A 14,421-nucleotide genomic window follows, 5' to 3' on the forward strand; every position below is an offset into this window, starting at 1 on the left:
CATGCTACTTTTGGCCGCATGGACCGGTTTCTGGTGCCCGCCGCGGCCAGCATCGTGGTCGGCCTGTTGCTGGGTGCGGCCGCCATCTTCGGGATAACGCTGATGGTGCAGCAGGACAGCAAGCCGGCAGTGCAGGCCGGCGATCCGGCATCGTCCGTCCTGAACCGGGTCGAGTACGGCGACCGAAGCTAACCTGACCGCCGATTCACCGGCGTCCCCGGCGCCGCTCTCTCGTCGTTGGCTGTGGCTGGTCGCCGCGGCATCGCTAGTCCTGACGTTCGCCCAGTCGCCCGGGAAGATCTCGCCGGACACCAAACTCGACCTGACCGCCAACCCACTGCGGTTCCTGGCGCGTGCGACGGATCTGTGGAACAGCGAGCTGCCGTTCGGCCAGGCGCAGAACCAGGCCTACGGCTACCTGTTCCCGCACGGCACGTTCTTCCTGATCGGCGATTTTCTCGGGCTGCCGGGCTGGGTGACCCAGCGGCTGTGGTGGGCGCTGCTGATCACGGTCGGATTCTGGGGACTGCTGCGGGTGGCCGAGGCGTTGGGCATCGGCTCACCGGGCTCCCGGGTGATCGCCGCCGCGGCGTTCGCATTGTCGCCGCGGGTGCTGACCACGATCGGCGCGATCTCCTCGGAGACGCTGCCGATGATGTTGGCGCCGTGGGTGTTGCTGCCGGTCATCCTGGCCCTGCGCGGAGCCGGTTCGGTGCGGGTGCTGGCCGCGCGCTCGGCGCTGGCGCTGGCGTTGATGGGCGCGGTGAACGCGGTCGCGACACTGACCGGCTGCCTGGCCGCGCTGATCTGGTGGGCCTGTCACCGGCCGAACCGGTTGTGGTGGCGGTTCACCGCGTGGTGGGCGGTGTGCTCGGCGCTGGCCATCACCTGGTGGGTCATTGCGCTGGTGTTGCTGGGCCGGATCAGCCCACCGTTCCTGGACTTCATCGAGTCATCCGGCGTCACCACCCAGTGGACGTCGCTCACCGAGATGCTGCGTGGCACCGACAGCTGGACACCGTTCGTCGCACCCAACGCCACCGCCGGTGCCTCGCTGGTGACGGGATCGGTGGCCGTGCTGGCGACGACGTTGGTCGCGGCGGCCGGGGTGGCCGGGTTGGCGATGCGCTCCATGCCCGCGCGCGGTCGGCTGGTGACGATGCTGCTGATCGGCATCGTGCTGCTGGCGGCCGGATACTCCGGTGCTCTGGGATCGCCACTGGCACATGAGGTTCAGGCTTTTCTCGATGCGGCCGGAACCCCGGTGCGCAACGTGCACAAGCTGGAGCCGGTGATCCGGCTGCCGCTGGTGTTGGGCCTCGCCCACCTGCTTGGCCGCATCCCGCTGCCGGGAAGCGCACCGCGGCGGGAATGGATGACCGCCTTCGCCCACCCCGAACGCGACAAGCGGGTCGCCGTCGGCATCGTGGTGCTGGTGGCGCTGGCGGCCGGCACCTCGCTGGCCTGGACGGGTCGACTCACCCCGCCCGGCGCGTTCGACGCGATACCGCCGTACTGGCACCAGACCGCCGACTGGCTGGACGAGCACAATGGGGGCTCACCCACCGCCGGTCGGGTGCTGGTGGTGCCCGGCGCGCCGTTCGCAACCCAGGTGTGGGGCAACAGCCACGACGAGCCACTGCAGGTGCTCGTCAGCAGCCCATGGGGGGTGCGCGACTCGATCCCGCTGACTCCGCCGGAGACCATCCGCGCGCTCGACTCGGTACAGCGGCTACTGGCGGCCGGTCGGCCGTCCGCAGGGCTCGCGGATACCCTTGCCCGGCAAGGTATCTCATACGTCGTCGTCCGTAACGACTTGGATCCCGAGACGTCCCGGTCGGCGCGGCCGATTCTGGTTCACCGGGCGATCGACGGGTCACCGGGACTGTCGAAGATGGCACAATTCGGCGACCCGGTCGGACCCGGCACGCTGAAGGGCTTCATCTCCGACAGCGGACTGCGGCCGAAGTACCCGGCCGTCGAGATCTATCGCGTCGACACCGCGCTATCCGATCCGGGCCGGCCGTACCTCACCGGCACCGACGCCATGGCCCGCATCGACGGCGGCCCCGAGGCGCTGCTGCGGCTCGACGAGCGGCGGCGGCTGCGCAACCAACCACCCTTGGGTCCGATGCTGCTGACGGCCGACGCGCAGCGCGCCGGGCTGTCGACGCCCGTCGTTACGATCACCGACACCCCGCTGGCCCGCGAGATCGACTACGGCCGCGTCGACGACCACGCGTCGGCGATCCGCGCCGACGGCGATACCCGGCACACCTTCAACCGGGTGCCGGACTACCCCACCGGCGACGACCGAATGGTGTACGGCCACTGGACCGGCGGCCGACTCACCGTGTCGAGTTCGGCGGCGGATTCCACCGCGCTGCCCCATGTCGTGCCGGCGACCGGGCCGACCGCTGCGATCGACGGCGACTCGTCGACGAGCTGGGTGTCCAATTCGCTGCAGTCCGCCGTCGGACAGTGGCTGCAGGTCGATTTCGACCACCCCGTCACCAACGCCACCATCACCGTCACGCCCAGCGCCACAGCGGTCGGCGCACAGATTCGGCGCATCGAGATCTCGACCGTCAACGGCACCAGCACGCTACGTTTCGATGAGGCCGGCAAGCCGCTCACCGCGGCACTGCCCTACGGGGAAACGCCGTGGGTCCGGATCACCGCGGTCGGAACCGACGACGGGTCGCCCGGTGTTCAGTTCGGCCTCACCGACTTCACCGTCACTCAATACGACGCGTCCGGCTTCGCCCATCCCGTCGAGTTGCGCCATACCGTCCTGGTACCCGGCCCTCCCCCGAATTCCGCTGTCGTACAGTGGGATCTGGGGTCCGAGCTGCTGGGGCGTTCGGGCTGCGCGGAGGGACCCGACGGGGTGCACTGCGCGGCGGCGATGGCGTTGTCGCCGGAGGAGCCGGTGAATCTGAGCCGCACACTGACCGTCGCCGAGCCGATATCGGTAACCCCGACGGTGTGGGTGCGCCCGCGTCAGGGCCCCAACCTGGCCGACCTGATCCATCAGCCGGGAACCACCCGCGCCAGCGGCGACGCCGATCCGATCGATGTGCTCGGCTCCGTCTACGCCGCCACCGACGGCGATCCGCGCACCGCGTGGACCGCGCCCCAGCGCGTGGTGCAACACCGGACGCCGCCCAACCTGACGCTCGCGCTGCCGGCACGCAGTGAGGTGACGGCGCTGCGGGTGACACCGAGCTCGTCAGCGCTGCCGACCCAGCCGAGGATGGTCGCGGTCGACCTGGGCGACGGCCCGCAGGTGCGCGCGCTGTCCGGCGACGCCGGCCCGCAGACGCTGCCACTGCGCCCCAGGGTCACCGACACCGTCAAGGTGTCGATCCTGGACTGGGACGACGTCATCGACCGCACCGCACTGGGTTTCGACCAACTCAAGCCACCCGGCCTGGCCGAGATCGCGGTGCTGGGCCCGCAGGGTGAGCCGATCGGCGCCGCCGACGCCGCACGCAACCGGGAGCGACCGGTCACGCTGCCATGCGGTCGCGGGCCGATCATCGCCGTGGCGGGCCAGTTCGTGCAGACCTCGGTCACCACCACGGTCGGCGCGCTGCTGGACGGCAACCCGATTCCGGCCCGACCGTGCCAGGCCGCACCAATCGCCCTGCCCGCCGGCCAGCAGGAACTGCTGATCAGCCCCGGTGCGGCGTTCGTGGTCGACGGCGTGCAACTGGCCGGCCCGCTGGCGAGTCAGTTACGCACCGCCGCAACGGTTCCCGTCAATACCGGCGCATGGAGCTCCGACCATCGCGTAGTGGAGATCCCGGCGTCGGAGGCGTCGCGCGTGCTGGTGGTACCCGAGAGCATCAACCCGGGCTGGACCGCGCGCACGCCCGACGGCACCCGGCTTACCCCGATCACCGTCAACGGCTGGCAGCAGGGTTGGGTCATCCCGGCCGGCACGGCGGGCACCGTCACGTCGTCGTTCGGCTCCAATGCGGCCTACCGCGCCGGACTCGCCGGCGGGCTGGCGCTGCTGCCCGTGCTTCTGCTGCTGGCGTTTGTGCCGGTGCGGAGGCCGCGTCCGCCCGGTAACCCCGCACGGCCCTGGCAGGCCGGCCCGGTCGCGGCGGGGCTGACTGTGCTGGCGGCGGGCGCGGTGATTGCGGGGGTGACCGGTGTCGTCGTGGTCGGCGCGGCGCTCGGCGTGCGCTACCTGCTTCGCACTCGCCCGGATCTGTGCGACGCCGTCACCGTCGGCACCAGCGCGGGCGCCCTGATCCTGGCCGGCGCGGTGTTGTCACAGAATCCGTGGCGATCGGTGGACGGCTACGCCGGGCACTCGGCGGGGGTCCAGTTGCTGGCGCTGATCTCGGTGGGCGCCCTGGCGGCTGCGGTCGTCGCGCCTTAGCATCGGCGGAGTGCCGCAACTGAATACCGCGCGAGGAGCCATCGACACCGCCGATCTCGGGGTGACGCTGATGCACGAGCACGTCTTCGTGTTATCCCCGGAGATCACCGACAACTACCCCGAGGTGTGGGGCGACGAGGCGAAACGGGAGGCCGACGCCATCGCTCGGCTCAACGAGCTCGAGGCCCGCGGTGTGGACAGCATCGTCGACCTCACCGTCGTCGGGCTGGGCCGCTACATCCCGCGCATCGCCCGCATCGCGGCGGCCACCGACATCAACATCGTCGTCGCGACCGGCGTGTACACCTACAACGACGTGCCGATGTACTTCCACTTCAGCGGCCCGGGAACGCCACTCGGCGAGCCGATGGTGGAGATGTTCGTGGGCGACATCGAGCAGGGCATCGCCGATACCGGTGTGAAGGCGGCAATCCTCAAGTGCGCCACCGACGAACCCGGCGTGACCCCCGGTGTCGAGCGGGTGCTTCGGGCCGTCGCGCAGGCGCACCGGCAGACCGGTGTGCCCATCTCGACGCACACCCATGCCGGCACCCGGCGTGGGCTGGAACAGCAGCGGATCTTCGCCGAGGAGGGCGTCGACCTGTCCCGGGTGGTGATCGGGCACTCCGGCGACACAACCGACATCGGATACCTCGGCGAGCTGATCGGCAACGGTTCCTACATCGGCATGGATCGCTTCGGCCTCGACACCTTCCTGTCGTTCGAGGAACGGGTGAACACCGTGGCCACCATGTGTGAACGCGGGCACGCCGACAAGATGGTGTTGTCGCACGATGCGTCCTGCTTCATCGATTGGTTGCCCGAAGAGCTGGTGCCGGTGGCCATGCCGAACTGGCATTACCTGCACATCCACAACGACGTGCTTCCGGCGCTGAAGGCGCGAGGAGTCACCGATGAGCAGATCGCCACCATGCTCGTCGACAACCCCCGCAGGATCTTCGAGAACCAAGGCGGCTACTGAAATGGCAGAAATCGCTCCGATCGGCGTCCAGGTTTCCCGGCTGGCCGCAGTGGCACCCGACGACCCGGCGATCACTTGCGCGGGCCGTACCATCACCCGTGGCGAACTCGATGCTTCTACCAACCGGCTGGCCCGCGCATACGCCGAACTTGGTGTGGGTCAAGGCGACTACCTGACCATCGTGCTGCCCAATTCGATCGAGTTCCTACTGGCCGCGATCGCCGCCTGGAAGCTCGGGGCGATACCCCAGCCACTACCGACGCGGCTGCCCGACGCCGAATTCGAGGGGATCCTCAGGCTACGCCCACGAGCGCTGCTGGTCGGGCGGACAGACCCACGAGGCGAAATCCCCAGCGTCCCGGCGGAATTCACACCTGATGCCGGACTGCCGGATGCTGCGCTACCCGAGGCGGTGTCGCCGTCATGGAAGGCAATGGCGTCCGGAGGCAGCACCGGACGTCCCAAACTGATCGAAGCCGGCGGTGACAGTCGTTATAACGCAGCCGCTTTCGGGCTGGGACTCGGTGTGCATGAGGGCGATACCACCTTGGTTTCGGTGCCGATGTCCCACAACACCGGCATGATCGGGGCCACGGTCGGGCTACTACTGGGCCACCTGGTCGTCATGCCGCGATTCGAACCAGACGAGTTCCTGCGGCTGGTCACCGAGCATCGGGTCAACTTCCTGGCCACGGTGCCGACGATCATGCATCGATTGCTGCCCGTGTACCGGGCCAACCCCGACGCCTACGACCTGTCATCGATCCAGCGGTTCTGGCACGTCGGAGCGCCGTGCCCGCTCACCGTCAAAGAGGCCTGGATCGAGTTGCTCGGACCGGACCGACTGTGGGAGTTCTACGGCGGCACCGAACTTCAGGCATTCACGGTCATCAGCGGCGGCGAATGGCTGGACCACCCCGGCTCGGTCGGCAAAGTGGTCAGCGGTGAGATAGAGGTTCTCGACGACGAGGGCCGCGAGTGCCCGCCCGGTGTGGTCGGCGAGGTCTTTATGCGGCCGGCGCCGGGTAGCGCGCCCACCTACCGCTACATCGGGGCGACGGCCAAATCCCGCGACGGCTTCGACTCGATCGGCGACCTCGGCTATTTCGACGAAGAGGGCTACCTGTATCTCAACGACCGGCGGGTGGACATGTTCACCGTCGGCGGACGAAACGTCTACCCCGCCGAGATCGAAGGCGCCCTGTCTGCCCATCCGGATGTGCTGTCCTGCTTGGTTGTTGGCGTTCCCGACGAGGATCTGGGTCAGGTGCCCTACGCGTTGGTGCAGGCCGAGGGCCTTGACGAATCCGACGTCATCGATTTCCTGGCCGAACGAATCGCCGGATACAAGGTGCCGCGAACCGTCGAGTTCGTCGACACACCGCTGCGCGATGAGGCCGGCAAGGCACGCCGCACGGCGGTGCGCGACGACGTCATCGCGCGACGGGCTCGGGCACACTCGTGACCGCACTATCCAACGGCGGAGCGGGCTCGTCAGGACGGCTGCGGCGGAATTCCCAGCGCCGCAACGCAACCCGGCACGGCGACTCGACCAGCCCGTAGCTCACCGCGGCGATCGCGAAACCGAAGACCACCGTCAGCACCAGCACAACCGGCATGTGGCCGTTGAACGCGAACTCGCCGATGACCGGGAACACCATCGCCAAAGCCGCCAGATGCCAGATGAACAACCCGTAGGACCACCGGCCCAGGGTCACCATCGTCGCGTTGCCCAGCACGCGGTGCGAAGTGTCCGGCCTGTCCAGCACCAGCGGCGCGAGCAACGCGGCGGCCACCACCGCACCCATCGCGATCTTCACGATGAACTGGTTCGCGGTGCCGGGCGTCAGGCCTTCCGGGCCGGCCACCGGCGACGCCGCCACCAGGAACGCGGCCACCGCGATCACCGCCATCAGGACCCGGCGCCGGGCCAATCGGTGCGGCCACCCGATCGGGCTCACCGTCAACTCGGCCAGCAGCATGCCCGCGACGAACCACGACAAGAAGGCCGGCGGCCAGTTCAGCGAGCTGACCCCAACGGCGGTGTCGAACGGAATGAGGGCCCAGCCCAGGCTGATGACACCGGCGGCGGCTAGCACCGGAATCCGCGCCGTCACCGGCACCCGCCGCACCAGCAGTGCGAACAGTGGCAGGGCCAGGTAAAAACTCACCTCCACGGCCAGGCTCCACATCTGGGTCAGCCCGGCGGTGAGCGTGAACGGCACGTAGATCTGGGTCAGCGACAGGTTGGCCAGCCAGACCGTGAAGTCCGCCTTGCTGTCGGGCAGCAGCGCCAGGATCACCACCACCGCCACCAGGTAGGCCGGCATGATGCGGACGACGCGGGAGCGCAGGTAGTGCCCGGTCGGCGGGATGGGTCGCAGGCCTCGCGCCGCCGCCGCGTGGCCGCGCCACAACAGGAAGCCCGACAGCGCGAAGAACACCGCGACCGCGAGGTCGAACCGGCCGAACAGCCGACCCGCTATCCCGCCGGTATGACCGGTCTGGAAGGCGACGTGGGTGACGACCACACCGACGGCCGCGCAGGCACGCATCCCCTCGACGGCGGGGAGGAAGGAACGCGTCCCGCCCACACCGGTGGATTCCGTCACGACGACCAGTGTGCCGGGCGGATGCCGATCGGCCGAAAACGGGTAGTCAGGCAGCCGTCGGAGGATGCCGTGCGGTAAGCACCGCCTTAAATTGTGCTGTTAGGGTCGTACGGGTTTTGCCTGGATCGGCCAGACCGAAGGAGGCATGGTTTGAACCGCGCAGTGGCGTTGCGTATCGCGGCGTGCGGGATCATGGGATTGGGGGCGGCCCTGTTGGTCGCCGCCCTGTTGTTGTCCACCTACACCAAGGGCAAGATCCAGAAGATTCCGCTGGACCTGGACGCCACACTCGTCAGCGACGGAACCGGAACCGCCCTGGACCCAGCGTCGCTGGCCGGCGAGCGGTTCGTCATCAACAAGAACGTGCCGCTGACGCAGCAGCAACAGATGAGCGTGGAGGCGCCGTCGAACGCCGAGGTGGTCACCCTTCAGGTCGGCACCACCCTGCGCCGCACCGACCAGCAGCAGGACAGGGGGTTGCTGCTGGCCATCGTCGACACCGTCACCCTGGACCGCAAGACCGCGATGGCCGTCTCCAGCGAAAGCAACCCGGGCGGCGCGGTGCAGAAGCCGAGGATCATCGAGGACGACCAGCCACCCACCAACATCGCGCTGCCGCACGACGGGCTGGCGTACCGGTTCCCGTTCGACACCGAGAAGAGGACCTACCCCTACTTCGATCCGGTCGCGCAGAAGGCGTTCGACGCGAACTACGACGGCGAGGAAGACGTCAACGGCCTGACCACCTACCGGTTCACCCAGAACATCGGCTACGACGCCGACGGCAAGCTGGTCGAACCGGTCAAGTACGCCTCGCTCTACGAGAACGACGATGACAGCCAGGTCACCGCGCCCGCATCACAGTGGGGTGTGCCGGGCGACCCGAACGCGCCGATCACCATGAGCCGCTACTACGCCGCGCAGCGCACGATGTGGGTGGATCCGGTGTCGGGCACCATCGTGAAGACCAAGGAGCGTGAGCACCACTACTACGCGCGCGAAGCCCTCAGGCCGGAAGCGACGTTCGTCGACTACACCGTCACCTCCAACGAGGAGACCGTGGAGAACCAGGTCGCCCAGGCGCGCGACGAGCGCGACCGGGTGGCGCTGTGGGGACGGATCCTGCCGATCACCTTCACCGCGATGGGCCTGGTTGCCCTGGTCGGCGCGGCGCTGCTGGGTTCGTTCAGCCTGCGCGCCGAGTCCGCGCTGATCGACCCCGGGCTCGACGAAGCGGACCATGGATTCTTCGCCCGCGGACCGGCAGGCGAGCCGGTGCCGGGCGCGGAGGCCGAGACCGAGAAGCTGCCGGCGCAGCGGCCGACCCGCCGGCCGCCGGACCGACCGGTCTGATCACCCGGTTCGCCGTGCCGGCGTACCCGCTGGCGCTCGCTCTGCTGGTGACGGCGCCACTGTTGGCGCCGGGCTACCTGTTGCTGCGCGACGCGGTGTCCACGCCCCGATCGCACATATCCGATGCGGCGCTTGGCCTTTCGGATGCGGCGCCGCGGGCACTGCCGCAGGACTTCGCGGTGGCGCTGGCCTCCCATCTCATCGACGGCGGCGTGGTGGTCAAGGTGCTGCTGGTCGGCGGTTTGTGGCTGGCGGGCTGGGGCTGCGCGCGACTGGCCGCGAGGGTGCTGCCCGACGCCGGTGTGCCCGGCCAGCTCGTCGCCGCCACGCTGGCGATCTGGAATCCCTATGTGGCCGAACGTCTGCTGCAGGGTCATTGGAGTCTGCTGGTGGGTTATGGCTGCCTGCCGTGGGTGGCGACGACGATGCTGCGGCTGCGCGGAGGCGACGGCAGTTGCTGGCCGCTGGTGTTCTGGACGGCGCTGGCCGGCTTGACGCCGACCGGCCTGATGCTGGCCGCCGTGGTGGCGCTGGCATGCTCGTTGGCGCCGGGGTCCGGCCGGCCGCGCTGGCAGTGCGCGGCGGTGGCACTAGGCGTCGCGGTCACCGCGGCGCTGCCGTGGCTGATCGCCGCGGTGGTGTCCGGGTCGCTGTCGTCGTCGCAGGCCGAGGGGGTGACGGCCTTCGCCGCACGGGCCGAGCCGGGCCTCGGCACGCTGGGCAGCCTGGCCAGTCTCGGCGGCATCTGGAACGCCGAGGCCGTACCGGCCTCCCGGACAACGCTTTTCGCGGTGGTCGCCGCCGTCGTGCTGCTCGGTGTGGTGGCGGTCGGCTTACCGGTCGCGGCGCGCCGGCCGGCCGCGGTTCCGCTGCTCGTGCTGGCGGCCGTCGCGGTGGTGGTGCCCGCCGCCATGGCGACCGGCCCAGGGCTGGCCCTCGCCGAGGCGGCGATCCGGGCGCTGCCCGGACTCGGGGTGATCCGAGACGCACAGAAGTGGGTGGCGCTGGCCGTGCCGGGCTACACCCTCGCAGCCGCCGCGGCGGTCGTCACACTGCGGCGGTGGTTGCCCGGCTTTGTCACCGCGACGGTGTGCTGTTTGGCGTTGGTGGCAACGCTGCCCGACCTGGCGTGGGGGGCGGGCGGCAAGGTCGTCGCGGTGCACTACCCGGCGGGCTGGGCGACGGCCGCGGCGATGATCAACGCCGACCCAGGGCCGGTGGCGGTGCTGCCCGTCGACAGCATGCGTCAGTTCTCCTGGGCCGGGGACGCGCCGGTGCTGGACCCGCTGCCGCGCTGGGTGCGCGCCGACGTGCTGACCACCGGTGACCTGACGATCTCCGGGCGCACCATACCGGGCGAGGGCGACCGCGCGCGGGCCGTGCAGCAGTTTGTGATGGCGGGGGCCGACCGCGACACGCTCGCCTGGGCCGGTGTGGGCTGGGTGGTCGTCGAATCCCCCGACCACACAACAACACTGAGGCTGCCCGTTGCCTATAGCGACGAAGATATACGGGTGTACCGCATCGGCGGTGATCGTCCCGCGGCGTCCGGTCGTGGCCTGATGATGGCCGCCCACATCGGGTGGCTGACGCTACTGGCCGCCGGACTGGCGGGCATGACGGTCCCGCGGCTGCGGCGAATCAGATCAGCCCGCTGACCCGCTTCCCGGCGAGCATCGACTCCAGCACGGTGCCCATGGCCTCGGCGCTCTGCTGCCAGGAGAACTCGCCGCTGCGGGCCTGCGCCTTGCCGCCGAGCTGATCGCGCAACACCGGGTCGGTAAGCAGCTGCTCGAGCCGCACCACCAGTTCGTCGTGATCGTCGACCAGCAGGCCGGTCACCCCGTCGACGATGGAATCGGTCAGCCCGCCCGAGGACCGGTACCCCACCGTGGGCACCCCGTGCTGCGCGGCCTCGGTGACGGCCAGCCCCCAGCCCTCCTTGCGAGACGGCAGCACATGCACCCAAGCCCGTTGCAGCACTTGGTGTTTGGCGACATCGCCGACGTGGCCGTGGAAGGTCACCGCATCGGAGATGCCGAGCAGCTGCGCGTGGTCGACGAGGCGCTGGTGCCACCAGCCGCCGCCGACGACGTCCAGGTGCAGGCCGGGGATCCGCGACCGCAGCCTGGCCACCGCGTCCAGCGCGTCTTCGATCTGCTTGTGCGGCACCAGCCGAGACAACAGCGCCAACCGCGGCTTGTCCGAGCGCGGCCGGTGCAGCGTCTCCGCCGGTGCTTCGTCGAGCCCGTTACGCACCACCGCGATGTGCTGCGCGGTGACCCCGAGGTCGGTGAGGTCCCGCGCCGACGGCAGCGACACCGTGACGTACTGATTGCGCCGGTGCAGCCATACCGACAGCCGGGACTCGACGAACCAACCGAAGCGTGCGGTCCGCCGACCCGCAACCGGCCAAAGTTCGCGGTGGCAATGATGCACCAGAACAGCGACACGGCGACCGTAGGCGAGGCGCGCCAGGAACGGGATGCCGTTCTGGGTGTCGATCACCACGTCGGGCCGCGCGTTGCGTAGCGGGCCGAGTCCGATGCGGGCCAGCACCATCGCCAAACCGGCCCAGATGTAGACCGAATGGCGGCCGCCGGCGCGGTTGACGTGTACGCCGTCGACGACCTCGCGGCGTGGGGCACCGGCATAACCCGCGGTCCGCAACGTTACGGAGATTCCGGATTCGGCCAGCTGCGCCCCGATGCGCTGCAGATACGTCTCGCTGCCGCCGCCCTGGGGATGGCCGGTATCCCGCCAGCACAGCAACAGCACGGAGCGGACACATCGGGCAGACATCCGTGCCAGCGTAACCGCTGCATAAGGTCGGGCTATGTCCGCCACCGATCTGTTCGCGCGGCGGGCAACGCTGTCCCGGTCGGTCCGGCTGCTCTCCGAGTTCCGCTTCGAGCAACGCGACCCGGCGCGGTTCTACGGGGCACTCGCGAAGGACACCGCGGCCATGGTGAGCGACCTGTGGCAGGCCACGCACGGCCAGCCGCCGACCGGCCGGACCGTGCTCGACGTCGGCGGGGGACCCGGCTATTTCGCCGAAGCCTTCGAGGCCGCGGGCATGCGCTACGTCGGTGTTGAGCCCGACCCCGCCGAAATGCACGCGGGCCCGATGGCCGACGGGGCGGCCACCTATGTCCGAGCGTCGGGGATGGCGTTGCCTTTCGCCGACGCTAGCGTCGACATCTGCCTGTCCTCCAACGTCGCCGAGCATGTGCCGCACCCGTGGCGGCTCGGCAGCGAGATGCTTCGGGTCACCAAACCCGGTGGGTTGGCCGTGCTGTCCTACACGGTGTGGCTGGGCCCGTTCGGCGGGCACGAGTTGGGTCTGACGCACTATCTCGGCGGCGAGCGGGCGGCGGCGCGATACGCCCGAAAGCACGGCCATCCGGCCAAGAACAACTACGGATCGTCACTCTTCGCGGTGTCGGCGGCCGACGGACTGCAATGGGCCGCCAGCAGCGGCGAGCTGGTCGCCGCATTTCCCCGCTACCACCCCAGATGGGCGTGGTGGATGACCGGGATCCCGCTGCTCAGAGAGTTTCTGGTGAGCAACCTGGTGCTGGTCCTTCGCCCGCCGGCGTCCCTCGACTGAAACAGGTTCTCGTTTTGCCCGATCGTGGGTAGGGTGGCGCCATGACGCAGAGCACTGCCAAGAAAACAACTTCCGTCAAGACCGAGTGGGACAAGCTCTTCATCGGCGGCAAGTGGGCCCAGCCCGCAACCGCAGATGTCATCGAGGTGCTCTCGCCGGCCACCGGCGAGCTGGTCGGCAAGGTTCCGCTGGCGTCGCAGGCCGACGTCGACGCCGCCTGCGCGGCCGCGCGCAAGGCCTTCGACGAGGGCCCGTGGCCGCACATGTCGCCGCAGGAGCGGGCCGCCGTGCTGGGCGCCGCCGTCAAGCTCATGGAGGAGCGTGCCGACGAGCTCAAGTTCCTGCTGGCCGCCGAGACCGGTCAGCCGCCGACCATCGTCGACATGATGCAGTACGGCGCCGCGATGTCGGCATTCCAGTTCTATGCCGGCGCGGCCGACAAGTTCACCTGGCGTGACTTCCGCGACGGCGTCTATGGCCAGACCATGGTGGTGCGTGAGCCGATCGGCGTGGTCGGCGCGGTCACGGCGTGGAACGTGCCGTTCTTCCTGGCCGCCAACAAGCTCGGCCCGGCGCTGCTCGCGGGCTGCACCGTGGTGCTCAAGCCCGCCGCCGAGACTCCGCTGTCCGTCTTCGCGATGGCGGAGATGTTCGCCGAGGCCGGCCTGCCCGAGGGGGTGCTGTCCATCGTTCCGGGCGGGCCCGAGACCGGCCGCGCGCTGACCGCCAACCCCGCGCTGGACAAGTTCACGTTCACCGGGTCCTCGGCGGTCGGCAAGGAGATCGGCAAGATCGCGGCCGAGAAGCTCAAGCCATGCACGCTCGAGTTGGGCGGCAAGTCCGCGGCGATCATCCTCGAGGACGTCGACCTGGATTCCACGCTGCCGATGCTGTTGTTCTCCGGGCTGATGAACTGCGGACAGGCCTGCGTCGGGCAGACGCGCATCCTGGCGCCGCGGTCACGCTACGACGAGATCGTGGAGAAGGTGGCCGCCGGCGTGGCCGCCATGCCGGTCGGCCTGCCCGACGATCCCGCCGCCGCGGTCGGCCCGCTGATCAGTGAGAAGCAACGCGAACGTGTCGAGGGCTACATCCGCAAGGGCGTCGAGGAGGGCGCCAGGCTGGTCACCGGCGGCGGCCGTCCCGAAGGCTTGGACAGCGGCTGGTTCGTGCAGCCGACGGTGTTCGCCGACGTGGACAACTCGATGACCATCGCCCAGGAGGAGATTTTCGGACCGGTGCTGGCGATCATTCCCTACGACACCGAGGACGACGCGGTGCGCATCGCCAACGACTCGGTGTACGGGCTCGCGGGCAGCGTGTGGACCACCGACAACGACAAGGCGATGAAGATCGCGTCGCAGATCCGCGCCGGCACCTACGCGGTCAACATGTATGCGTTCGATCCCGGCTCACCGTTCGGCGGCTACAAGAACTCCGGCATCGGCCGCGAGAACGGCCCGGAGGG

The 14,421-nt window shown here is 69.4% G+C and carries 10 protein-coding genes; 8 read left to right on the top strand and 2 right to left on the bottom strand.

Annotation, left to right across the window (positions count from 1 at the left end; translation table 11 throughout):
• The first annotated feature begins 18 nt into the window (after positions 1–18).
• From ACRDU5_RS15630 to ACRDU5_RS15645, 4 genes are read left to right on the top strand one after another with little or no spacing between them, the layout of a single operon-like run.
• Positions 19–192, top strand: a complete 174-nt coding sequence (locus ACRDU5_RS15630) for a DUF2613 family protein (protein ID WP_526615529.1) — start codon at positions 19–21, stop codon at positions 190–192.
• Between the two features lies 1 nt (position 193).
• Positions 194–4,396 (top strand): alpha-(1->3)-arabinofuranosyltransferase domain-containing protein, encoded by a 4,203-nt coding sequence (locus ACRDU5_RS15635; RefSeq protein ID WP_526615539.1) that lies wholly within the window; start codon positions 194–196, stop codon positions 4,394–4,396.
• 10 nt (positions 4,397–4,406) lie between these two features.
• On the top strand, positions 4,407–5,378 hold the full coding sequence (locus tag ACRDU5_RS15640) for a phosphotriesterase family protein (RefSeq protein ID WP_526615531.1): 972 nt from the start codon (positions 4,407–4,409) through the stop codon (positions 5,376–5,378).
• A gap of 1 nt (position 5,379) precedes the next feature.
• On the top strand, positions 5,380–6,843 hold the full coding sequence (locus ACRDU5_RS15645) for an AMP-binding protein (RefSeq protein ID WP_526615532.1): 1,464 nt from the start codon (positions 5,380–5,382) through the stop codon (positions 6,841–6,843).
• Here ACRDU5_RS15645 and ACRDU5_RS15650 read toward each other — a convergent pair.
• Positions 6,812–7,933 (bottom strand): acyltransferase family protein, encoded by a 1,122-nt coding sequence (locus tag ACRDU5_RS15650; RefSeq protein WP_526615540.1) that lies wholly within the window; start codon positions 7,931–7,933, stop codon positions 6,812–6,814. The genes ACRDU5_RS15645 and ACRDU5_RS15650 overlap by 32 nt on opposite strands.
• 207 nt (positions 7,934–8,140) lie before the next feature.
• Here ACRDU5_RS15650 and pgfA point away from each other — a divergent pair, with 207 nt between their 5' ends.
• Together pgfA and ACRDU5_RS15660 are read left to right on the top strand one after the other, a co-directional pair.
• On the top strand, positions 8,141–9,343 hold the full coding sequence (gene pgfA, locus ACRDU5_RS15655; RefSeq protein WP_526615533.1) for a cell envelope lipid trafficking protein PgfA: 1,203 nt from the start codon (positions 8,141–8,143) through the stop codon (positions 9,341–9,343).
• A 14-nt stretch (positions 9,344–9,357) separates the two neighbouring features.
• Complete coding sequence (locus ACRDU5_RS15660) at positions 9,358–11,001, top strand: MmpA family trehalose lipid delivery protein (RefSeq protein ID WP_526615534.1); 1,644 nt, start codon at positions 9,358–9,360, stop codon at positions 10,999–11,001.
• Here ACRDU5_RS15660 and ACRDU5_RS15665 read toward each other — a convergent pair.
• Complete coding sequence (locus tag ACRDU5_RS15665) at positions 10,985–12,145, bottom strand: glycosyltransferase family 4 protein (RefSeq protein ID WP_526615535.1); 1,161 nt, start codon at positions 12,143–12,145, stop codon at positions 10,985–10,987. The two genes, ACRDU5_RS15660 and ACRDU5_RS15665, sit on opposite strands and share 17 nt — an antisense overlap.
• 34 nt (positions 12,146–12,179) lie before the next feature.
• Here ACRDU5_RS15665 and ACRDU5_RS15670 point away from each other — a divergent pair, with 34 nt between their 5' ends.
• Positions 12,180–12,953: a class I SAM-dependent methyltransferase gene (locus ACRDU5_RS15670; RefSeq protein ID WP_526615537.1), complete on the top strand. Its 774-nt coding sequence runs from the start codon at positions 12,180–12,182 to the stop codon at positions 12,951–12,953.
• A 41-nt stretch (positions 12,954–12,994) separates the two neighbouring features.
• Positions 12,995–14,421: aldehyde dehydrogenase (locus tag ACRDU5_RS15675; RefSeq protein ID WP_526615538.1), on the top strand; the 1,427-nt coding region annotated here is incomplete at its 3' end.

The sequence above is a fragment of the Mycobacterium sp. genome (assembly GCF_050701515.1).
In the GTDB taxonomy this organism is placed as follows: domain Bacteria; phylum Actinomycetota; class Actinomycetes; order Mycobacteriales; family Mycobacteriaceae; genus Mycobacterium.

Bases quoted from the DNA above. Each gene is read 5' to 3' on its own strand.
- ACRDU5_RS15630 (WP_526615529.1), top strand. From the start codon at position 19: ATGGACCGGTTTCTGGTGCCCGCCGCGGCCAGCATCGTGGTCGGCCTG.
- ACRDU5_RS15645 (WP_526615532.1), top strand. From the start codon at position 5,380: ATGGCAGAAATCGCTCCGATCGGCGTCCAGGTTTCCCGGCTGGCCGCA.
- ACRDU5_RS15650 (WP_526615540.1), bottom strand. From the start codon at position 7,933: ATGCGTGCCTGCGCGGCCGTCGGTGTGGTCGTCACCCACGTCGCCTTC.
- ACRDU5_RS15665 (WP_526615535.1), bottom strand. From the start codon at position 12,145: ATGTCTGCCCGATGTGTCCGCTCCGTGCTGTTGCTGTGCTGGCGGGAT.
- ACRDU5_RS15670 (WP_526615537.1), top strand. From the start codon at position 12,180: ATGTCCGCCACCGATCTGTTCGCGCGGCGGGCAACGCTGTCCCGGTCG.